The following is a 20,867-nucleotide window of genomic DNA, read 5'->3' as shown; positions in this document are numbered from 1 at the left end:
TGAATTCGTTGAATCACTACCTCATAACCTCGAAAGATCAACATACTCCAATATAGGAAAAAACATGCTACTTGAAAAAGAGAGAATCGACATTGTCGAAACGTGCAAAAAGCTCGTAAACCATAATCTTACCGTTGGTACCGGCGGCAATGTTTCGATATATAACAGAGAGCAGAATTTAATCGCAGTCAGCCCAAGTGGTGTCGATTACTTTGCAGCCAAACCGGAAGATGTCGTTATCATGGACATGGATGGAAACTGTATTGATTCGATTCGCAAGCCATCAAGCGAATGGGGTATGCATAAAATATTCTATGATCGCCGAGAAGATATCAATGCCGTGGTTCACACTCACTCCACTTACTGTACTGCCATTGCAACCTTGAGACAGTCTCTGCCCGCTTCAAATTATCTGGTCGCCTTTTCAGGCTATGATGTTCGTTGCGCGCAATATCAAACTTTTGGTACTCAAGAACTGGCGGAGTCTGCTTTTGAAGCGATGCAAGATCGTCGAGCAGTCTTGTTGGCCAATCACGGATTACTTACCGGATCTGGAACCCTAGACGCCGCATTCCAAATTGCTGAAGAGATTGAGCACTGCGCCAAGATTCATTGTATTGCCTCAAGCTTTGGTACCCCTATGATCCTAGATCGAAATGAGATGACACTGATGCAGGAAAAATTTAAAACATATGGTCAACCGCCTAAAAAATAGTGACGTGTTACCTAAGAGCTGTTGTTTTGGCGTAATAATGTTTATTACATTTTTGAGAGAGATCACGTAGACTACGCGATTATTTTTTCGGCCAATTATCAGGTGAATCATGATACGTCTCAACCAAGTAAAATTACCGCTAGATCACAGTGAAAATGCGTTACAAGATTATGTTTTAGAGACGCTGTCTATATCTGAGCAACAGTTGGTTGATATCCATGTATTTAAACGTGGTTATGACGCACGAAAAAAGAATCAAATCACCCTAATTTATACCTTAGATATAACGTTAAAAGAGGTGGACGAAGCACAGCTATTAACAAGGTTTGAGCAAAATCAAAACGTGCGAGTCTCTCCTGATACCGAATACAAATATGTTGCTAGCGCACCCGCTGATTTAACTGAACGTCCTATCGTGATCGGAATGGGCCCATGTGGTTTATTTGTGGCGTTAATCTTGGCTCAAATGGGCTTTAAACCCATTGTATTGGAGCGCGGTAAATCCGTACACGAACGTGCGAAAGACACCTTCCGTTTTTGGCGTACTAGCGAGTTGAATACGGAATCTAATGTTCAATTTGGTGAAGGTGGCGCGGGTACATTTTCTGACGGTAAACTATATAGCCAAGTAAAAGATCCCGGCTTTCTTGGCCTAAAAGTTAAAAACGAATTTGTGCTTGCTGGTGCACCAGAAGAAATCATTTACGTAAGCAAACCGCATATTGGTACCTACAAATTGGTGACCATGGTCGAGAAAATGCGCACCAACATCATTGAACTCGGTGGTGATATTCGCTTTGAAACACGCGTAGAAGAGATAAACATTGAAGGCACTGGTGACGATCAGCATGTTACGGGCGTGACGTTAAACGGCGGCGAAGTGATCAACAGTAAACATATTGTTGCGGCTATCGGCCATAGTGCCCGTGATACATTCCAGATGCTGCATGATAAAGGTGTGCATATGGAAGCGCAGTCTTTCTCGATCGGGTTTCGTATTGAACACAAACAAGCGATGATTGACCAAGCTCGATTTGGCAAAAATGCTGGGCATCCAATTCTGGGGGCCGCAGATTACAAACTTGTGCATCATTGTAAAAATGGTCGTTCGGTATATAGCTTCTGTATGTGTCCCGGTGGCGTTGTGGTCGCTGCGACGTCGGAAGAGCATGCCGTTGTCACGAATGGTATGAGTCAATACTCTCGTAGCGAACGCAATGCAAATAGTGCGATTGTGGTGGGTATTTCTCCTGAGGACTTTAACAACGATCCTCTACAGGGTGTGGCATTGCAACGTAAGCTTGAACGTAACGCCTATGTGATGGGCGGAAGTAACTACGACGCACCAGCACAAATGGTGGGTGATTTCTTAGCGGCTGGTCAGGGCCTGCCTTTTGAAGCGATTGAACCATCCTATAAGCCGAACGTAAAGATGACGGATCTAAGCGATGCGTTACCAGACTTTGCCATTGACGCGATTCGCGAGGCTCTACCGGCATTTGCTAAGAAAATTCGCGGATTTGATAGTAAAGACGCAATGCTAACAGGTGTTGAAACGCGTACTTCATCACCGGTACAAATTAAGCGGGGCGTTGATTTCCAAAGCATTAATACTCAAGGTTTGTATCCAGGTGGTGAAGGCGCTGGCTACGCTGGTGGCATCTTATCTGCCGGTATTGATGGTATCAAAATCGCAGAAGCAGTTGCGCTGGATATGCTTAAGCACCGTCAAGCATAAACGGTGACAACTAAGAAGCAACCGTTCTCGTTTGAATAAGGGAAAGTACTTCCGGATCGTAAAACGCCCGTGTACCTCCCTTGTTGGTTGTCAGTCGTCTTTTTTATCAATGGTTATCTCTAACGATTTGCTATTACCAGCAAACCATTTCTGAACATACAGAGAACCCAGAATAGGCGCCGTTCCTTCTTCAGGAACTTCCTTATAGCGAACACTATTTTTTGTCTCTTTCTCGTATTCAAACTGCACTACTTTCTTTGTCATACTTTTCCCCATTGGGCTTTATTCTTGAATAACTCATGGACTATTTAGGTAGGTTGTCTAACGCATTCGCCATTGTGATTAAACGGTCCAAGATCTTTTCACCATCGACACCGAGACCATTGTGTTCATATTCATTGGTAATCCATACCTTAGACATCGGAATATTCTCCAATGTCTCGCGGGTGTAATCAAGCTCAACGTACATGTCATCGGCATAGGCAGCACAAGCGACAGGTACTCTGTTTTTACTCAGCGTCTCAGCGTTATACAGATCTCCCCAATCATCTTTCTCTGCTAACCTATTTGCTGCTTCACGCAGCGATTCTAATGTCTTTAGCTGACGGAACATCCATGGGTATACCATTTCCCCCGTGAACCAGAACCTATCCCCTATTCGATAGTTAAACTGAGAGTAATGTTCACGAACGCGATGCGCTGACCAGTTTGATGCAAAACCTTGGCAGTAGATAGATTCATGCAAAATAGCGTAGATAGGGTTGGTGAGGTAGCTCTGCTCTTGCTGCATTTGACTCAAAAAACCGTAGTTTAATTGTTTGTCGCCGTTCACCTCAATGAAGGCACCTTCTAGCATGTAATAGAGCGGCAGATTTGCCCCACCACGCCCAAGATTAATACCAATCAACTGAAACTGTTCAACGGTAAAGTGTTGACCATTCGGCAGTGTCACTTGGTTTTCAAGTAAGTACTGGGCAATATCACAGCACATGTCTTGGGCTTGCGGAAACTGAGCAAAGAACCCGTTATTCTTGTCCGTTACCCGCTTATAGGTCGCCATATAAACATCATCGGCATGTCGATAAATCGAAGGAATACCGCCTGTCACGTAACAGCGGAGTAAGCTTTGTGGAAATAACGACAAGTAAGACAACGTACAGAAACCACCAAAGCTCTGCCCTAGCGTGGCCCATTGTTCGATACCAAACTGTTCACGAATCGCTTCTGCGTCGCGTACGATATTATCGGCTCTAAAGTGAGAAAGGTATTCGGCCTGCTTTTCAGCAGACAGATGCGCGAGTGATTCTTGGTTAACCACTGAGCTGTTACCTGTGCCCCGCTGATCTAACAAAAGAACGCGATAGTCTTGAAGTGCACGTTTTAACCAACCCGACTCACCGCTTACCCGTGGTGACGGAAAACCAGGGCCACCTTGAAAGTAAACCAACCAAGGAAGGTCGTGGTTATCTTTGGCTAAATCAACAAGCTCACGGGCGAACACCTGTATCTGTTCACCTTCACCATCTTGATAATTAAGCGGCAATGTAAAACGGTGTTGGCGATACAGGGTCGATCCATCAATAAAACGCTTTTGCACTCAGATGTCCTTATTCTTAATAACATATGTGATGTAGTGTGAGAGTGACAAATCCCCCCTCAGACACAAAAATATTAACACTATTTACGGTTTAGACGGCAGTATAATTTGATAAAGCATACGTCACTGTATAGAAAAGATAGACAGCATAATAAACTCGGTTAACCTACTTCGCTAAAAGTAAGAAAACCATTACAATGCGCTCGTTTTTAACCGTTAGTAGGTGGTTTCCTTGAAGCTCAGTAAGAGATTAATACAAATAGAACAAATGGTGACATCAGACTATGTCCACGTTTGGGATTGCTGCTGTGATCACGGCTTCCTTGGTGCTGCTTTACTGTCTCACCAAGTCTCTTCAACGATCCATTTTGTTGATATTGTGCCCGAGCTAATGGCTGAATTAAACGGCAAGCTTCATCGTTTTTACTCAAATTCATCATGGGAGACTCACTGCCTTGACGTCGCCAAGCTACCTTTAGATCAATATGAAGGGAAGCTCCTAATTATCATCGCTGGCGTTGGCGGTGATTTGATGATCACGTTCATCGATGCGATTCATCAGAAGCATTCAGGATTAGATATTGATTTTTTACTCTGTCCTGTTCATCACCAATTTGCATTACGTCAAAAGCTCATCGAACTTGATTATCGACTGAAAAACGAAGTTCTCGTTGAAGACAACCAACGCTTCTATGAAGTTATTCTGGTTTCGTCAACGAAAGAAGAAAACAGGCAAATTGGTCCGGTTGGAGAAAAAATTTGGCAATCTGAATCATCGAATCAAGCTGCAATAGCTGAAAAATACTTGAATAAAACGCTTAACCATTACAGCCGAATTCAGCAGGGCAACACAACCAATGTTCAACCCATTATTGATGCGTATCGTTTGGTAAAGATCTCATACTGATTCAGCCTTATTAGCAGAAAAACTACCGTACCGGTTATGAATCCACGCGAGAAGAAATGGCAACCTATCATAAAGCGCCTATAAAATACTTAGTGCTCTAATTAAAATAATGTTACATCATTTAACAATTAAAATGAGCCACTAAACGCATCCCTGTAAAAGTGGGTGGATATCGGTGAAAAATACCTATTTTACTAGGTTAATGTCTACATCATGCACTTCGTGACGCTTTGCTCTTTCCTCTTATCAATTAACCATTAGCAAAGTAATTAATTGAGCTCTAAGTATATTTTGTGTATTCTATCGGCCGAAACATGGATGTATTTCACTAAATGGAGAGAGAAATGAAAATCAGACTACTAGCTTTGCTATTTGTCGTGAGCCACTCAGTACAAGCCGATGAAGGGTGTGGAGAAGTAACTATTGCAGATATGAACTGGACGTCTGCGAGCTTTATGGCGAGCGTCGACCGTTTTATTCTTGAGAAAGGTTTTGGTTGCGAGGCATCTTTAGTTCCGGGAGACACCACACCAACTAGTACTTCGATGCTCGAAAAAGGTGAACCTGATATTGCCCCTGAAATGTGGACGAATGCGACTAAAAAATTGCTAGACCAAGGTGTCGCCGACAAACGGATTCGCTATGGTGGTGCTTCACTGAGCGATGGTGGTGAAGAAGGCTTTTGGGTCCCTAAATTCATGGTGGACAAATACCCAGAAATGGCAACTATTGAGGGTGTGATCAAGCACGCTAAACTATTTAAACACCCAGAAAACCCTGATGCTTCAGCATTCTATGGCTGTCCTGCGGGTTGGAACTGCCAAATTTCAGCAACCAATCTGTTTCGAGCTCTAAAACTGGATGAAGCGGGCTTTGACCTAATTGATCCAGGATCAAGTGCAGGACTGTCAGGCTCTCTTGCCAAAGCGAACATACGTGGAGAGGCTTGGTTTGGTTACTACTGGGCTCCAACCGCAATCTTTGGTCGGTACGATATGGTCAAGGTCGATTTCGGTTCAGGCATCGATATCGAAGAGTTTCTTAGTTGTACCACAATCGATGATTGCGAATCACCTAAAGTCACCATGTATCCACCGTCAACAGTGGCGACTATCATCACTGAACCATTCGCAGCTCGCGAACCTCAAATAACGGATTACCTGAATAAGCGTAGCTTTACCAATAAAGAGATGAGTGCGGTACTCGCTTGGATAGAAGAGAATCAGGCCGATGGCGAGGGTGCCATGGAGTACTTCTTGGCTGAGCAACCTGAGATCTGGCGAAAATGGGTATCTCCAGACGTCGCCGACAAAGTGGCTAACGCTCTTTAATTGATAATATGGCCAGTTTTTTTACTGTCCGCTCTGTTAAGGTTCAATAGAGTATTCTGCTCTCGCAGGATGCTCTATTTTTTTGTTCAACGTTCAAAGAACGTCGAATACCTAGGCGTACATTCCCACCGATTAACTTACTTGGTAAAGGAATGAATTTCATCGCGTGTCAAGTAACGCCACTGTCCAACCGCAACATCCAAACAAACATCTCCAATTTCTTCACGATGAAGCGAAACTACTCGGTTACCTACGGCGGCGAACATACGCTTAACCTGATGAAACTTACCTTCAGTGATGGTTAAAAGCGCCTCTTTGGGGCCAATAACATCCAATATGGCAGGCAACGTTGATTGCTGTTCGCCTTGCAACTTCACACCTTTTTTAAACGTTAAGGCAACATCATCCGAAATCACACGCGACAAACCGACTCGATATACTTTGTTGCACTGCTTCGTGGGTGTCGTAATATTGAATGACCAACGTCCATCATCCGTAATCAAAACCAACCCTGTTGTATCCGCATCTAAGCGACCTGCAATATGCAGCTCTGTGGTTTTTTCAATGTCTACATAATTAAACAGAGATGGATAGGCTTCATCGATATTGGAACAAATAGTACCGGCGGGTTTATGCATCATTATATAGCGAAAATCACGAGCCGTTAATTCAACACCATTAAGCATTATCGTATTGTTTTCATGCACCTGAGTCGACTCGTTCATCGTAATACACTGATTAACCAAAACATCACCCGCATTTATCCGTTTTATAGCTTCATTTTTTGTTAACTCAGTACTTTTACAAACAAATTTATCAAGGCGCATTACGGGCACATTATGGAGTTGAGTGGGCTAAACATTATCCTTGCTCACTGATAATTATCAACCATTCCCTGAGGATTAAGAGAAAAGAACCTAAGTAGTACACGTCGCTTATTTGCTCATTTCGGATAAATAGGTAATACCTAATAACCGATGCTTACCTTCACAATTTTTCGACATAACCAATTGAATTCCCTTGCTTAAGGCCGTCTAAAAAAAAGATTACACTTATTAATTTCGGGTTGACTAAATTGGCAAGTAGGACTAATGTTAAATGGAACAGTATGTATTTAATTTCTCATTGAAGTGAGGTACTGCTTATGCTCCAGGATGTAATCAATCGAGTCAATCAAGCCCGAAAAATGGCTCAGCAAAGTTCACACTTTCAACATTCAGCACAACAACACGCCGAAGCAATCAAATCACAAGAAACGCCCCCATCCATCACAAAAAAAAGAAAACACAAAGCAAAAAACAAGTCATTAGCCGATGTCTATAAACCTTATTTTGAAGCTGACACACAACACTAAAATTCCCCTTAGTCAGTTCATGGGTTAGCCTTCGCTAACCCATTTTTTATGCATATTGAACGTTTAATACTAATCTGAAAAAGTAATCGATTAACACTATCGAGGTAATGGTGCAGACAACAAAGGACAAGCCTTTATCAAACCTAAAGCTCTTTGAAATATACCCCTTCATTTTCATCCACTAGATGGAAACCAACTTTAAGCAGATACTCTTTATGCTCGGGGGTTGTAGCGTTCGCTTTCAGTACCTTGACTCCTCTCTCTTTAATCACATTAGGATTCGATACATAGTAGTAGTGGGCCAACTTAAAATCACGATACTCAGGTGTAACGTAGTCGAGTAATACTGACAGCTCACCTTCAGGGTTTATATTGCCCACGAGCACACCTGCAATACTGTTGTTTCTCAACATATAAAACGCCGTATCAGCCCCTTTTAATTCCGTTGTCGACACTTGAAGCTCTATTTCACTCTTATAACTTGAAACAAAATAATCAAAGTATTCTGAACCAACCGACTCGGTAATTAAGGTAAATTGTTCTTTCGTGGTTCGGATTTTCCATAAGAAATAAATATTGATGCCCGCGATACCAATGTTCATGAACATTGTAGGATACGAGTCTATAAAGTACGCGAACATGGCAAATAAGACACAGCCAATAAAATTGATCACCCTAAGCTTAATGATGGAAGTCATAGTAAGTGAAACCAATACCACTAACGACGCTAAATACCCAAACCACTCTACCCAATCAAAACTCATATTATCGTTCCTATATAATTGTTTAATTTAAAGATAGCCCAATTTTGCGAAGACAAAGAATTACATCCAATGTTCATTACCAATAATTGCAGGCGACATCATCAATCCAACACTTCTAGCCCATCATTTGTACTACAGGAAAAACCGTTGGACGCCACCTCTCAACCTTGATACCGCACAGCAACCTGCTAACCTAATCAATACTATGTACGGTTAGGAATATAATAATGAAAAATCTCGCTTTATTCTTCTTCGCGTCTTTGCCTTTATCTGTGGCAAATTCATCAACAAAAATAGAAAGTCCACACTGTCCTATCGGTTGTCCAGAAATCCAAATAGATGGCAATACCATGATATTTGAACGACTTTATGCGTTATCCCAAAACCCCACCACAAAATTTGCCGACTGGGTTGCCTATGAAGTGGATGTGCAAAACTTTGGCACGCACACAAATAGGGACTGGAAGAATCAACCCCTGCTTTCAGAAGATGAAACACTAGAAGAGAAAGATTACAAGAATGCTTATAAACAACTAAAAACCGACCGAGGGCATCAGGTTCCACTCGCCAGCTTTACCGGCAACAAGTATTGGTACACATTAAATTACTTAAGTAATATCACCCCCCAATCAAGTGCTTTAAATCAGAATGCATGGCAAGAACTCGAAAGCAAGGTGAGAGAGAAAGCCGAGTTTAGAGACTCGTTATATGTGATAAGTGGGCCAATTTATTCAGAAGACGCCATGGTATTACCTGCCGCCGATGAACCTCATAAGATTCCTTCCGCTTATTACAAGATCATCTACAAACCGAATAAAAACCTTAGCAAAGGCGAGGCGGCTGTATTTATTATGCCTCAAGATATAGATAAAAATGCTGATTTTTGCAACACGTTAACGGACCTAAAAACGCTGCAACCACTGTTAGCGTACTCATTGCCCCAATCCTTGACAGACAGTACTAAGATGGCAACCAGACTCGATTGTAACTAGAAAAGAACCCCTTGTAGAGATAGCGGCTTGCTCGTCGTTATTTTCAACTCTCTTTGGTAGGGCAGAGACACTAGCGCATTGGCTTGCTCTACCGAGCCATATAACCAAGAGTTCACATCACTGTCTCTGAGTAACAACGGCATTCTATGGTGAATGGTTGCACACTGTGAATTCGATTGAGTGGTTAACGTCACCAGATTCTGGATATTCGCTAATGCGATACCCGCCATATAAAGCGGTCTGTCTTCAATATCAGAAAACAAATATTTCTGTTTACTTCCTTCCTCTTCTTTCCATTCATACCATCCGGAACAAGGAACAACGACTCTGTGACTTATATATGAGGCGCTAAACGTCGCTTTACTTGCCACACTTTCAGCCTGAGCATTGATGATCGCACGATTGGCCCAACTCGGTTTAACTCCCCACAAAAGTTCAAATTGATGCAGTGAGCAATCCGCTTTTCCAACAACAGAGACCTGTTGAGAGGGACAAAGGTCAGAGTTGGTTTTAGCAAAAAAACTTATACCTAACGCCGCACTCACGGCCTCCGCTAACGGATCATCTATGATGTTCAATCTTCCGCACATAATTTTTACACGTTGCTAATTTTCGTGTCTAAAGTATAGAACAGTTACATATCAAACATTGAAACCGAAGCCCTTCAGGGTAACAAGGGCTCCTTCAATTACACTAAATGTTGATTAAAAAATTCAACCGTCCTTGCCCAAGAAAGCTCCGCTTCTTCCGGCGCATATCTACCCGTAGAATCGTTGTGGAACCCGTGATTAACACCTTTATAAATATGGGCAGTGTAATCCACTTTATTCGCCATCAATGATTTCTCATAATCTGGCCATGTGCCATTTACTCGTTTATCTAACTCACCAAATTGCAGTAAAAGCGGCCCTTTAACGTTATCTCGAATTGCTTCTGCAGCAGGAGTGCCATAGAACGGAACGCCAGCATCAAGTTGCTCAGGGATGCTCGCAGCAAGCATATTGACAATGTAACCTCCATAACAAAAACCAACCGCACCTAACTTTCCGGTGCTCATTTCATGAGACTTCAGAAACTGAGCGGCGGCGATAAAGTCTTCTTCTAATTTTACTTTATCCATGCCTTTTTGCATGGTACGTCCTTCATCATCATTACCCGGATAACCACCTAACGGATACAACCCGTCAGGTGCAAAAGCGATAAAACCTTGCGCCGCAAGGCGTCGAGCAACATCTTTTATATAGGGGTTAAGGCCTCTATTTTCATGAATAACCAATACGACAGGCGCCTTACCCTCTAATTTTGCAGGCATAACCAAATATCCCTGACACTCTCCATGCCCTTTAGGAGAATCATATTTGACATAAGAGGCTTTAATTAAAGGATCATTGAATGAAATTTGCTCAGCATTGGCGTAATTGGGTATCAACGCACTAGACAATACCGTCATGGTAAAACCTAAAGCAACAAGCCCACCTAATCGTGCCATAAATTCACGGCGGTCAATGAGGCCGTGCGCGTATTCATCATACCAATCAAAAGCTTCCTGTGGGATTGGCCTTAAAGCTTGTGTATCATTTTTTAACTGACTTGATGTATCCATACTCACCTTTCTCCTTTTATAGAAATATCGATCAACTGGGTATTCTACGGTTGATTAAACCCATCGGATCATTTTCTTAATAAGTCTAGTCTGATGTATTTGGTAATGAGAGGTATTTACAATAATTTACGCTTTTATAAGAAGAAATTTGGCCTTGGCGCGAGCCAATATATTGTCATTTAGTGAAATAAAACTGGTCAATTTATACATTCCTCTTTGTTCCGCAACACAAGTTCCAACAACAACTAGCTCTTGATTAATCGGTACCGGTTTAATGAACCTAACGGTCAACTCGGCTGTCATGGCTTCTAAATGTCGAGCAAACAGGCAATGTGTCATCGCCGCGTCCAATAAGGTGCTGATCACTCCACCATGTAACACGTTCGGATACCCTTGGTAAGATTCATCTAGTTTTATCTTTGTCATAACGCTATTTTCGGAGTCAGATGAAAACTGCAATTGAAGTGAGTTGGAGTTGAAGTTCGACTCACCACATGCAATACAGTTGTTGTGGCTATTTGGCTTAACATTTTTCATTTTATACCCTAGTGATTAAAGCGGATTTCATGCATAATTTATAGCATATGCTATAAATTAACCCAACCTTTTTATTGGCATATGCCAATAACTAACGTATAGTTTACTTGAAACTCTTTTAGGAGAAATTATGGCCAGACCCAAAAAATGCCGTCGCATTTGTGGGCGACCTGCACACAGCTGCTTTAAACCCAATGGGATACCGCTCGGAAAACTAAAGAAGGTAGAGATACTAGCTGAAGAATTCGAAGCGATAAGACTCGCTGACTTTGAAAAATTGAGTCAACAGGAAGCAGCAGATCAAATGGGAGTTTCAAGGCAGACTTTTGGCAATATTGTAAATCGTGCTCGATTTAAGGTTGCTTCTTGTCTAGTAGAAGGTAATGCACTTGTTCTAGAAAATAAGGAGTCAGAACAATGATTTATGCTATCCCACACAGCCGAGAATGCGTCGCTAACCACTTTATGAAAGCCAAGCAGTTCGCTTTCATAAATGCAGACAATTCATTTATTCACGACGCAATCAACCCCGCAGCAGGTGGCAATTCATCTTGTAGCGACAAAAAAGACAGCATCACGCTCATTAAAAAAATGAAAACCGATGCGGTCATCGTGCGCAACATAGGTGAACGAGCGCTCGGAAAATTACTCAGTTCCGGCATTCGTGTGTTTCAAGTTGCACAGCAAACACCGGTGGCATCGGCGATAAGTAGCTCGATGATCGAACTAACTGAATCAACTCAAGGTCGTCCTTCAAAAAAACACCTACAAAAAGGTGGGTGCTCTGGACATTCATGTGGTTGCTCAGAACATTCAAACGGATGCAGTGACCATCATGGTGCTGGTCATCATGGTGCTGGTCATCATGGTGCCGTTAACCGTGGTGTTGGCCATGGAAAGGCGATGTTCAGACAGATGAATCCTATATCGTCCCTATCTCCGCTAGATAAAAGGTAGGATTCGACATGACAACGATGCTCATAACCTTTGGTTTTTTTCTGATCGTTATTTTATTAATGGCCATTGGCGTCATTTTTAATAAAAAAACCATACAGGGAAGCTGTGGTGGGCTAAACAATGTCGGTGTCGATCAGGTGTGTAATTGTGAGACGGTTTGTGATGAACACAAGCTTTATCAGATTTCAGAACCAGAAGACGGTTGCACCAGTTCCATTAAATAACGGGGCACACAAAATGTGTTCGATGGAGAGAACACATTTTCATCCCATAATTTATGCGATAGGCACTGATATTGATTTGGATAATAACGACGATGAAAGATCAAAAAAGGCTTTAGTTTTCACTAAAGCCTTTTAAGTAAAGTCTATTGTTAACCGTGTGGTTAATTGCTTTTAAGCCGTTGTTAGCTCTGCAACTACGATCTCTTTTTTAAAACGGCCAATAAAAGGCTTACCGACCGGCATTACTTCACGGCCAAACTCATTATTAAGGACCTGCGCCATAGCAAAGTAAATCGCACTCGCTCCGCAGAAAATACCTTCAAAACCAGCAATCGTACCAACAAGTTCACTACCCGTGAAATCTCGAATGGCCAGAAGAGCAAACAGGATAGTTAGAGAACCAAATACGACTTGCTTCGCCGTTGGATAACAAAGAGAGCCGATAAACATAAAGCCAGTGAAGATACCCCAAAGAGTAAGATACCAACCCATAAACCCTTCAGGGCTTGCCGCGAGTCCCATCTTAGGCATTACAATAAGGCCAACAAGTGTCAACCAAAATAGGCCGTAAGAACTAAATGCTGTAGTACCGAATGTATCGCCACGCTTAAAACACATAATGCCAACGATAACCTGACCAATACCACCGTAAAAGATACCCATCGCTAGGATCATCGAATCGATTGGAAAAAATCCTGCGTTATGGATATTTAGAAGGATAGTTGTCATACCAAAGCCCATTAGACCTAATGGGGCTGGGTTTGCTAGTTGTGTCGACATCTGGTCTTAACCTTATCAAAAATAGTTGAAAGAAATAAAAAAAAGTTGAAGCTGGCGCATACTAGATGAAATTTTGTTCAGGTTCAACTGTTATTCTGCATCATAAACAAAAAAATACATTGAATAGGTTAAGATCAAAAAAACCAGCTCGAAAGCTGGTTTTTAGAGTACGAATTAAAGGTAAATAATCAGGCGTTTATTCCCACTCAATCGTCGCTGGCGGCTTACCTGAGATGTCATATACCACTCGAGAAATTCCGTCCACTTCATTTATGATTCGGTTGGATACTTTTCCTAAGAAATCATAAGGCAAATGCGCCCAAATGGCGGTCATGAAGTCGATAGTTTCTACCGCTCTCAATGACACAACCCAATCGTATTTACGACCATCGCCCATTACGCCAACAGAGCGAACAGGAAGAAAAACCGTAAATGCTTGAGAAACCTTATTATAAAGGTCGGCACTATGAAGCTCTTCAATAAAGATTGCATCTGCACGACGAAGAAGGTCACAATACTCTTTTTTAACCTCACCCAATACGCGAACACCTAAACCCGGACCAGGGAATGGATGGCGATATAACATGTTGTATGGAAGGCCAAGCTCTAGACCAATCTTACGAACCTCATCTTTAAACAGTTCGCGTAATGGTTCAACTAACCCCATTTCCATATCATCAGGAAGGCCACCAACATTATGGTGGGACTTGATAACGTGCGCTTTACCCGTTTTAGAAGCCGCCGACTCGATCACATCAGGGTAAATAGTACCTTGCGCAAGCCATTTGGCATTCTTAAGCTTCTTCGACTCTTCATCAAATACGTTGATGAACTGATGGCCAATAATTTTACGTTTTTTCTCTGGATCGGCTTCACCAGCCAATGCACTTAAAAAGCGCTCTTCCGCTTCAATCTTGATAATGTTCAGACCAAAATGATCACCAAACATATCCATCACTTGCTGACCTTCGTCCAAACGTAGTAAACCGTTATCAACAAAAACGCAGGTCAATCTATCACCAACCGCTCGCTGCACAAGCATAGCGACAACAGAGGAATCCACACCGCCAGACAATGCTAGGATAATCTCGTCATCCCCTACTTGCTCTTTTATGTTAGCAACCGCATTTTCAATGATGGACTGAGAAGTCCACAGCTTTTCACAGCCACAGATATTGAGAACGAAATTCTCTAGCATGCGCAGACCTTGGCGGGTATGTGTTACTTCTGGATGGAATTGAACACCATAGAATCTTTTCTCTTCATTTGCCATCGCCGCAAATGGGCAGGTATCTGTCTCTGCAACTTTAGCAAAGTCAGATGGAATGCCAACCACTTTATCTCCGTGGCTCATCCAAACATCTAGCAGTGGTGCACCATCTTCAGCTATCGCATCTTCGATATTTTTGAACAGTTCACATTCACTAATCACCTTGACTTGTGCGTAACCGAATTCGCGTTCATCAGAACTCGCGACTTTGCCACCAAGTTGTTCAGACATTGTCTGCATGCCATAACAGACACCAAAGACAGGAACGCCCGCTTCAAAAACGTATTGAGGCGCTCGTGGAGAATTATCTTGTGTCACACTCTCTGGTCCACCAGAAAGAATAATACCGTTAGGATTAAATTCACGGATATCCGCTTCATCGACATCCCAGCTCCACAATTCACAGTAAACGCCAATTTCACGAATTCGACGTGCAATAAGCTGTGTGTACTGAGAACCAAAATCTAAAATTAAAATTCGTTGATCGTGGATATCTTTTGTCATTTTCTCTTCTCAAAATAGGTTGATGATATAACTCTATAACAAGTCAATTCTCTATCGATGTGAACATAAGTCTATTGCTTTAACCTTACTCACATCGATCACTAGATTACAAAAAATTAACCTAAACGGTAGTTTGGCGCTTCTTTAGTTATCTGCACGTCATGTACGTGGGACTCTTTCATGCCAGCGCCAGAGATACGAACAAATTCTGCTTTAGTGCGCATATCTTCAATGGTTGCCGAACCCGTTAAGCCCATGCTCGAACGTAAACCACCCATCTGCTGATGAACAATCTCTTTTAAGCGACCTTTATAAGCAATACGACCTTCGATACCCTCAGGAACCAGTTTGTCTGCGGCATTATCACTTTGGAAGTAACGGTCTGAAGACCCTTGAGACATCGCGCCTAGAGAACCCATTCCACGATAAGATTTGTATGAGCGACCTTGATAAAGAATGATATCACCCGGCGCTTCTTCCGTACCAGCGAACATTGAGCCAACCATGACGCAAGATGCGCCCGCAACGATTGCTTTGCAGACATCACCAGAAAAACGAATACCACCGTCAGCAATAACAGGAATACCATATTGTTCGGCAACATCAACTGCATCAGAAATCGCCGTTACTTGAGGAACACCAACACCCGTTACAATACGAGTAGTACAAATTGAACCCGGGCCGATACCCACTTTCACCGCACTGACACCAGCGTCGATGAGTGCTTTTGCACCGGCACCTGTTGCGACATTACCACCCACAATATCTAGATTAGGATAAGCGGCGCGTGTTTCACGAATACGAGTAAGTACGCCTTCTGAATGACCGTGTGAGGAGTCGATAAGCAGTACGTCTACGCCTGCTTCTACAAGTGCGGCAATACGTTCTTCATTACCAGCACCGGCACCGACACCGGCACCAACACGCAAACGACCTTTATCATCTTTACAGGCGTTAGGTTTACGCTCTGCTTTGTGGAAGTCTTTTGCAGTAATCATACCCGTTAGTTGAAACGCATCGTTTACAACCAACACTTTTTCAACACGAGCTTTGTGCATCTCTTCTTGAACTTCTTCTGGAGATGCGCCTTCTTTAACGGAAGCCAAACGTGCTTTTGGTGTCATCACCTGATCGACTGTTTTATCAAGGTCAGTCACAAAGCGGATATCACGACCAGTGATAATCCCGACTAGCTCATTGTTTTCAGCAACAACAGGATAACCAGCAAAACCGTTCTTTTCGGTTAGAGCGAGTACATCTGCGATCGTATTGGTTGGTTTAACTGTCACCGGATGCGAAACCACACCTGCTTCGAAGATTTTCACTAAACGAACCTGTTCAGCTTGCTCTTCAATGGACATGTTTTTATGAATAAAACCGATGCCGCCTTCTTGAGCCAGAGCGATGGCAAGGCGAGCATCCGTAACGGTATCCATAGAAGCCGATAACATAGGAATATTCAGCGATATATTTTTGGTTAACTTAGTGCGAAGGTCCGCTGTATTAGGAAGCACTGTCGAATGTGCGGGGACGAGTAAAACGTCATCAAAAGTGAGCGCTTCTTTTGCTATTCGTAGCATTGCAATATCTCTCAACTATGGTTTTTAAAAAAACCGAGGTTAAATACGAAAAATTCACCCTTATCGTTTCGCATAATAAGGATGAATCAAATTTGAATCTAAATTGATATTGCAAACGGATTATACGCACGACGCAATCGTTTCGCTACTCATTTTTTAACTTTTAATTTGCATTAACCCTCTTGCTATGTATTATATTGCCGCTAATTTCCATACTCACGTCCCGTGGTATTCTCTTGTCTGTGCAAAGCAACCAAAACATATTTACTGTATCCCGTCTTAATGCAGAAGTTCGTCTACTGCTAGAAAACGAGATGGGTATCGTTTGGTTAGTCGGCGAGATCTCTAACTTTTCTGCACCTGTTTCTGGACATTGGTATTTATCTCTAAAAGACTCCCGCGCTCAGGTTAAGTGCGCCATGTTTCGTGGAAATAATCGCCGAGTAACATTCAGACCTGAAAACGGCAATCAAGTATTGGTCAAGGCACGCCTGTCTCTTTATGAGCCACGCGGAGATTACCAGCTAATCATTGAAAGCATGCAGCCAGAAGGCGACGGCAAGTTACAACAAGAGTTTGATAAACTCAAAATGCAATTGGCCGCAGAAGGTCTTTTTGCTCAGTCTCTAAAAAAATCACTTCCAGAGAACCCGAAGTGCGTCGGTGTCATCACCTCTAAAACAGGTGCTGCTCTGTACGATATCTTAGATGTCCTTAAACGCAGAGACCCTAACCTACCTGTCATTGTTTATCCAACGACGGTTCAAGGAGAAGCGGCAACGTTCGAAATCGCGCAAGCAATTGGCAGAGCAAACTCTCGTGATGAGTGTGATGTATTGATCGTCGGCCGTGGCGGTGGTTCGTTAGAAGATCTCTGGTGTTTCAACCATGAAGTGGTTGCTAGAACTATTGCCGCAAGCGACATTCCCATTATCAGCGCCGTAGGTCATGAAATCGACGTTACTATCGCTGATTTTGTTGCTGACGTTCGCGCACCAACCCCGTCCGCAGCGGCAGAGCTAGTCAGTCGAGACCAAAGCCATAAAGAACAAGCACTGCATTCCCGAACAAATCGTCTGGAAAATGCCATTAAAGTAAATCTGTCTAAGCGGCATTATCTGCTACAACAGTCCAATCACCGGCTTGAAAAACAACATCCTAGCTACCGTTTAGAGCAACAGATCCAGAGATTAGATGATCTAGAATCTCGTTTGATCCGCTCAATCGAAGAACAAACACGTTCAGGACAACATCAAATCCAGAACCTAAATCATCGATTACATCTTAATTCTCCAGATAAACAATTGAATCAACAAAAGCATGCGTTGATTCAAGCAGAACAAAAGCTAAGCGATGCTATCCATCGCACCATGTTGATGTCGAAACATAGCCTCGCGCTTCATGCAGAGAAACTGGATGCGGTTAGCCCATTAGCAACGTTGAAACGTGGTTATTCGATTAGTAAGGATGGATCAGGAAACGTCATATCTCATGCGTCTAAATTAGAAAAGGGCGATCAAATGATCACCCAATTTGTTGATGGCGAAATTACCTCCACCGTAAACTAGCCTAATGACTCACCTTGAGCCTGAAACTCAATCCGAACGGCGGATTTAGATTTCATTTCATTACAGCTATTACAAAAGTAACTTACCGAACCGCAAGCTTGTAGCTTTTCTAACTCTGCTTCACACTTAGGACAAAACGCCACTTTAGTGTAGCTGACATCACAATCGTTACAGCGATAAGATCCTACTTGCCATTCCAATGACCTGCTGCATTTTGGGCATACATTTTCAACCGACATACTCTTCCTCAACAAACTTAATTAAACCTTAATACCCATCGCCACTAAATAACTCGTCAAAAAAAGATCTTCGTCAGATCTTCTGCTTTATCAATTTTGATCAGCGATCTACCCTATTAAGAACATAAATATACACACAACCCGAAAGCATAAGTTACATATCCTGTAGATGCATTTTACACAGATTATTATTCTTAATTGATTAATTTAATCTTTAGATCGCAGGATTTCACAAAATTGATCAATAAAAATTAAACATCGAAATTCACTTAGCAGTAATCTATCGATAAACAGAGATATATTCATGCTTCCATAAAAATCCACATACAAAATAAGTGCCTTTAAATGGCGCCGTTAAAGGCAATAGTGTGAATTTATGCATACGTTTCTTGAAGGACAGTATTGCGTCTCTACGGAAATGACGAAAGTTTTATTTTATATTTTGTGATCCTTCGGGCGCGGATCAAAGGGACGGTCACCCATTTCTTTGGGTGGTATTTTATCGCGGGGAAGAAAAAAGCGCCTTAAAGGCGCTTTTTAATTATTTTTTTCTGTTTTTCATCATACTCAATACGCGATCTCTTTTGCGTCCTTGAGAGAGCGTCATTTTGTTGACCTTACCTTCAAATGGGTTTTCGCTGTTATGGAACTGAATACGAATTGGCGTGCCCATAATCTCTAATGAACGGCGATAGTAGTTCATTAGGTAGCGCTTGTAAGAATCTGGAAGCGCTTTAACCTGATTACCATGAATAACCACAATAGGTGGGTTATAGCCACCAGCGTGAGCATACTTAAGCTTAACACGACGTCCGCGAACAAGCGGTGGCTGATGGTCATCTGTTGCCATTTTCATTACACGGGTAAGTACAGAAGTACCAACACGTGTTGTTGCCGATTTATAGGCCTCTTGAACAGATTCAAATAAGTGACCAACACCCGTACCGTGTAACGCAGAGATGAAGTGAATTCGAGCGAAATCAACAAAACCTAATCGACGGTCCAGCTCTTTCTTAACATCAGCTTTAATATCGGTATCTAAACCGTCCCACTTATTTACCGCAATAACTATGGAGCGACCTGCGTTTAACGCAAAGCCTAACAAGCTCAAATCTTGATCAGATATATTCTCACGTGCATCGATAACCACCAACACGACGTTAGCATCTTCTATTGCTTTAAGCGTTTTCACCACAGAAAACTTTTCTACTGTTTCATTGATGCGCTTACGACGACGAACACCAGCAGTATCTATTAGCACATATTCGCGTTCATCACGCTGCATCGGGATATAGATAGAATCTCGAGTAGTGCCAGGCATATCGTAAACAACCACACGTTCTTCACCGAGGATTCGGTTTGTCAACGTTGATTTACCTACGTTTGGACGACCAATAATAGCCAGTTTAATTGGCTGGTCTTGCAAGCGCTTGAACTCTTCTTCCGCTTCTTCTTCGGTGTATTCAAGCTTCTCTTCATCGTCGTCAACAAGATCGGTTAGATCTTCAATCTCGCCTCTCTCTTTCTCATTCAAAGCTTCAGCAAATGGACTCAATGCGAGATCAATCAATACCGTGACACCGCGGCCCTGAGAGGCCGCAATTTGGTACATTTTATCCATACCAAGTTGCCAGAAATCAGCACTTGCTGCATCCGCATCAACACCATCTACTTTATTGACCACAAGCATAGCTGGCTTTTCTATCTTTCTCAGGTGTTGTGCAATGGCTTGATCGGCGACGGTTAAACCGGCACGACCATCGACCATAAACAACACAACATCGGCTTCATCGATAGCAGCAAGTGATTGCTCCGCCATCTTGGTCTCGACACCTTCTTCTGTGCCGTCAATACCACCGGTGTCAATAACAATAAATTCATGTTCGCCAAGTTTAGCTTGACCATATTTTCGGTCACGAGTCAGCCCAGGAAAGTCTGCAACAAGTGCATCACGCGTACGTGTCAATCGGTTAAACAGCGTAGACTTGCCTACGTTTGGACGCCCTACAAGGGCAACAACAGGAATCATAACAACCTCTACAAAAAACATTCTATTATGTAGTTATAGGTAAGTTTTTGAAGACTTACCTATAACTACTCAATTCAACAACAACTCAAATCAGCAAGCGTTGTTTCTTACAACAAAACGGCTCCTGACCGCAAAGTCAGGAGCCGAACGTGAATTCTATCACACTTTCATTATTTGA

The 20,867-nt window shown here is 42.5% G+C and carries 22 protein-coding genes; 10 read left to right on the top strand and 12 right to left on the bottom strand.

Going from position 1 to position 20,867, the window contains the following annotated elements; translation table 11 throughout:
• Positions 1-64: 64 nt before the first annotated feature.
• Together L3V77_RS03280 and L3V77_RS03275 are read left to right on the top strand one after the other, a co-directional pair.
• Positions 65-715, top strand: coding sequence for an L-fuculose-phosphate aldolase (locus L3V77_RS03280; protein ID WP_275135712.1), 651 nt, complete (start codon positions 65-67; stop codon positions 713-715).
• Positions 716-824: 109 nt separating this feature from the next.
• Positions 825-2,453: an NAD(P)/FAD-dependent oxidoreductase gene (locus L3V77_RS03275; RefSeq protein WP_275135711.1), complete on the top strand. Its 1,629-nt coding sequence runs from the start codon at positions 825-827 to the stop codon at positions 2,451-2,453.
• Between the two features lie 90 nt (positions 2,454-2,543).
• Here the strand turns inward: L3V77_RS03275 and L3V77_RS03270 are convergent, their stop codons facing one another.
• Both L3V77_RS03270 and L3V77_RS03265 read right to left on the bottom strand, forming a co-directional pair.
• Positions 2,544-2,717, bottom strand: coding sequence for a hypothetical protein (locus L3V77_RS03270; RefSeq protein WP_275135710.1), 174 nt, complete (start codon positions 2,715-2,717; stop codon positions 2,544-2,546).
• 40 nt (positions 2,718-2,757) lie between these two features.
• The gene (locus L3V77_RS03265) at positions 2,758-4,050 is read right to left on the bottom strand and encodes an alpha/beta fold hydrolase (protein ID WP_275135709.1); all 1,293 of its coding nucleotides are present in this window, start codon (positions 4,048-4,050) and stop codon (positions 2,758-2,760) included.
• A gap of 232 nt (positions 4,051-4,282) precedes the next feature.
• Here L3V77_RS03265 and L3V77_RS03260 point away from each other — a divergent pair, with 232 nt between their 5' ends.
• Positions 4,283-4,957 carry a tRNA (adenine(22)-N(1))-methyltransferase TrmK gene (locus tag L3V77_RS03260; protein ID WP_275135708.1) on the top strand — a complete coding sequence of 225 codons (675 nt, stop codon included), beginning with the start codon at positions 4,283-4,285 and terminating at the stop codon, positions 4,955-4,957.
• 344 nt (positions 4,958-5,301) lie between these two features.
• Positions 5,302-6,288: an ABC transporter substrate-binding protein gene (locus L3V77_RS03255; RefSeq protein ID WP_275135707.1), complete on the top strand. Its 987-nt coding sequence runs from the start codon at positions 5,302-5,304 to the stop codon at positions 6,286-6,288.
• Positions 6,289-6,425: 137 nt separating this feature from the next.
• Here L3V77_RS03255 and L3V77_RS03250 read toward each other — a convergent pair whose 3' ends face one another.
• Entirely contained in the window at positions 6,426-7,115 is a 690-nt protein-coding gene (locus tag L3V77_RS03250) for a pseudouridine synthase (RefSeq protein WP_275135706.1), read from the bottom strand.
• 317 nt (positions 7,116-7,432) lie between these two features.
• Between L3V77_RS03250 and L3V77_RS03245 the strand changes: the two genes are divergently transcribed.
• Positions 7,433-7,642 carry a hypothetical protein gene (locus tag L3V77_RS03245; RefSeq protein ID WP_275135705.1) on the top strand — a complete coding sequence of 70 codons (210 nt, stop codon included), beginning with the start codon at positions 7,433-7,435 and terminating at the stop codon, positions 7,640-7,642.
• Positions 7,643-7,785: 143 nt separating this feature from the next.
• Here the strand turns inward: L3V77_RS03245 and L3V77_RS03240 are convergent, their stop codons facing one another.
• Positions 7,786-8,406, bottom strand: a complete 621-nt coding sequence (locus tag L3V77_RS03240; RefSeq protein ID WP_275135704.1) for a hypothetical protein — start codon at positions 8,404-8,406, stop codon at positions 7,786-7,788.
• 227 nt (positions 8,407-8,633) lie between these two features.
• On the opposite strand from L3V77_RS03240, the gene L3V77_RS03235 reads away from it, so the two are divergent.
• Positions 8,634-9,398 (top strand): DNA/RNA non-specific endonuclease, encoded by a 765-nt coding sequence (locus tag L3V77_RS03235; protein ID WP_275135703.1) that lies wholly within the window; start codon positions 8,634-8,636, stop codon positions 9,396-9,398.
• On the opposite strand, the gene L3V77_RS03230 is transcribed toward L3V77_RS03235, so the two are convergent.
• From L3V77_RS03230 to L3V77_RS03220, 3 genes are all read right to left on the bottom strand, one after another.
• Positions 9,395-9,976 carry an SOS response-associated peptidase family protein gene (locus L3V77_RS03230; RefSeq protein ID WP_275135702.1) on the bottom strand — a complete coding sequence of 194 codons (582 nt, stop codon included), beginning with the start codon at positions 9,974-9,976 and terminating at the stop codon, positions 9,395-9,397. The two genes, L3V77_RS03235 and L3V77_RS03230, sit on opposite strands and share 4 nt — an antisense overlap.
• Before the next feature lie 110 nt (positions 9,977-10,086).
• Positions 10,087-11,001 carry a dienelactone hydrolase family protein gene (locus tag L3V77_RS03225; protein ID WP_275135701.1) on the bottom strand — a complete coding sequence of 305 codons (915 nt, stop codon included), beginning with the start codon at positions 10,999-11,001 and terminating at the stop codon, positions 10,087-10,089.
• Between the two features lie 126 nt (positions 11,002-11,127).
• Positions 11,128-11,538: a PaaI family thioesterase gene (locus L3V77_RS03220; RefSeq protein WP_275135700.1), complete on the bottom strand. Its 411-nt coding sequence runs from the start codon at positions 11,536-11,538 to the stop codon at positions 11,128-11,130.
• A 130-nt stretch (positions 11,539-11,668) separates the two neighbouring features.
• Between L3V77_RS03220 and L3V77_RS03215 the strand changes: the two genes are divergently transcribed.
• Genes L3V77_RS03215 through nqrM form a run of 3 tightly spaced genes read left to right on the top strand, consistent with a single transcriptional unit; the run spans position 11,669 to position 12,719 of the window.
• Complete coding sequence (locus L3V77_RS03215; RefSeq protein ID WP_275135699.1) at positions 11,669-11,959, top strand: DUF134 domain-containing protein; 291 nt, start codon at positions 11,669-11,671, stop codon at positions 11,957-11,959.
• Positions 11,956-12,495 carry a NifB/NifX family molybdenum-iron cluster-binding protein gene (locus L3V77_RS03210; protein WP_275135698.1) on the top strand — a complete coding sequence of 180 codons (540 nt, stop codon included), beginning with the start codon at positions 11,956-11,958 and terminating at the stop codon, positions 12,493-12,495. Before L3V77_RS03215 ends, L3V77_RS03210 begins: the two co-directional genes overlap by 4 nt.
• A gap of 8 nt (positions 12,496-12,503) precedes the next feature.
• The gene (nqrM, locus tag L3V77_RS03205) at positions 12,504-12,719 is read left to right on the top strand and encodes a (Na+)-NQR maturation NqrM (RefSeq protein WP_275135697.1); all 216 of its coding nucleotides are present in this window, start codon (positions 12,504-12,506) and stop codon (positions 12,717-12,719) included.
• A 171-nt stretch (positions 12,720-12,890) separates the two neighbouring features.
• On the opposite strand, the gene L3V77_RS03200 is transcribed toward nqrM, so the two are convergent.
• The 3 genes from L3V77_RS03200 to guaB form a co-directional block, all read right to left on the bottom strand.
• On the bottom strand, positions 12,891-13,499 hold the full coding sequence (locus L3V77_RS03200) for an acetate uptake transporter (RefSeq protein ID WP_275135696.1): 609 nt from the start codon (positions 13,497-13,499) through the stop codon (positions 12,891-12,893).
• Positions 13,500-13,695: 196 nt separating this feature from the next.
• Complete coding sequence (gene guaA / locus L3V77_RS03195) at positions 13,696-15,273, bottom strand: glutamine-hydrolyzing GMP synthase (RefSeq protein ID WP_275135695.1); 1,578 nt, start codon at positions 15,271-15,273, stop codon at positions 13,696-13,698.
• Between the two features lie 116 nt (positions 15,274-15,389).
• Positions 15,390-16,853 (bottom strand): IMP dehydrogenase, encoded by a 1,464-nt coding sequence (gene guaB / locus L3V77_RS03190; protein ID WP_275135694.1) that lies wholly within the window; start codon positions 16,851-16,853, stop codon positions 15,390-15,392.
• Positions 16,854-17,089: 236 nt separating this feature from the next.
• On the opposite strand from guaB, the gene xseA reads away from it, so the two are divergent.
• A complete protein-coding gene (xseA, locus tag L3V77_RS03185) occupies positions 17,090-18,421 on the top strand; it encodes an exodeoxyribonuclease VII large subunit (protein WP_275135693.1) in 1,332 nt (443 codons plus the stop codon).
• On the opposite strand, the gene L3V77_RS03180 is transcribed toward xseA, so the two are convergent.
• A complete protein-coding gene (locus tag L3V77_RS03180) occupies positions 18,418-18,660 on the bottom strand; it encodes a zinc ribbon domain-containing protein (RefSeq protein WP_275135692.1) in 243 nt (80 codons plus the stop codon). The genes xseA and L3V77_RS03180 overlap by 4 nt on opposite strands.
• Before the next feature lie 541 nt (positions 18,661-19,201).
• Positions 19,202-20,689, bottom strand: a complete 1,488-nt coding sequence (gene der / locus L3V77_RS03175) for a ribosome biogenesis GTPase Der (protein ID WP_275135691.1) — start codon at positions 20,687-20,689, stop codon at positions 19,202-19,204.
• Positions 20,690-20,867 lie beyond the last annotated feature (178 nt).

It is taken from the genome of Vibrio sp. DW001, from assembly GCF_029016285.1.
Lineage (GTDB): Bacteria > Pseudomonadota > Gammaproteobacteria > Enterobacterales > Vibrionaceae > Vibrio.
The sequence above is the reverse complement of the archived record's forward strand: the minus strand, read 5'-3'. Positions and strand labels throughout refer to the sequence as shown.

Coding starts and splice junctions, on each gene's coding strand:
- L3V77_RS03240 (WP_275135704.1), bottom strand. CDS start 8,406: ATGAGTTTTGATTGGGTAGAGTGGTTTGGGTATTTAGCGTCGTTAGTG.
- L3V77_RS03280 (WP_275135712.1), top strand. CDS start 65: ATGCTACTTGAAAAAGAGAGAATCGACATTGTCGAAACGTGCAAAAAG.
- L3V77_RS03180 (WP_275135692.1), bottom strand. CDS start 18,660: ATGTCGGTTGAAAATGTATGCCCAAAATGCAGCAGGTCATTGGAATGG.
- L3V77_RS03215 (WP_275135699.1), top strand. CDS start 11,669: ATGGCCAGACCCAAAAAATGCCGTCGCATTTGTGGGCGACCTGCACAC.
- L3V77_RS03245 (WP_275135705.1), top strand. CDS start 7,433: ATGCTCCAGGATGTAATCAATCGAGTCAATCAAGCCCGAAAAATGGCT.
- guaA (WP_275135695.1), bottom strand. CDS start 15,273: ATGACAAAAGATATCCACGATCAACGAATTTTAATTTTAGATTTTGGT.
- L3V77_RS03210 (WP_275135698.1), top strand. CDS start 11,956: ATGATTTATGCTATCCCACACAGCCGAGAATGCGTCGCTAACCACTTT.
- L3V77_RS03200 (WP_275135696.1), bottom strand. CDS start 13,499: ATGTCGACACAACTAGCAAACCCAGCCCCATTAGGTCTAATGGGCTTT.
- L3V77_RS03225 (WP_275135701.1), bottom strand. CDS start 11,001: ATGGATACATCAAGTCAGTTAAAAAATGATACACAAGCTTTAAGGCCA.
- der (WP_275135691.1), bottom strand. CDS start 20,689: ATGATTCCTGTTGTTGCCCTTGTAGGGCGTCCAAACGTAGGCAAGTCT.
- guaB (WP_275135694.1), bottom strand. CDS start 16,853: ATGCTACGAATAGCAAAAGAAGCGCTCACTTTTGATGACGTTTTACTC.
- L3V77_RS03220 (WP_275135700.1), bottom strand. CDS start 11,538: ATGAAAAATGTTAAGCCAAATAGCCACAACAACTGTATTGCATGTGGT.
- L3V77_RS03235 (WP_275135703.1), top strand. CDS start 8,634: ATGAAAAATCTCGCTTTATTCTTCTTCGCGTCTTTGCCTTTATCTGTG.
- L3V77_RS03250 (WP_275135706.1), bottom strand. CDS start 7,115: ATGCGCCTTGATAAATTTGTTTGTAAAAGTACTGAGTTAACAAAAAAT.
- L3V77_RS03255 (WP_275135707.1), top strand. CDS start 5,302: ATGAAAATCAGACTACTAGCTTTGCTATTTGTCGTGAGCCACTCAGTA.
- L3V77_RS03270 (WP_275135710.1), bottom strand. CDS start 2,717: ATGACAAAGAAAGTAGTGCAGTTTGAATACGAGAAAGAGACAAAAAAT.
- nqrM (WP_275135697.1), top strand. CDS start 12,504: ATGACAACGATGCTCATAACCTTTGGTTTTTTTCTGATCGTTATTTTA.
- L3V77_RS03275 (WP_275135711.1), top strand. CDS start 825: ATGATACGTCTCAACCAAGTAAAATTACCGCTAGATCACAGTGAAAAT.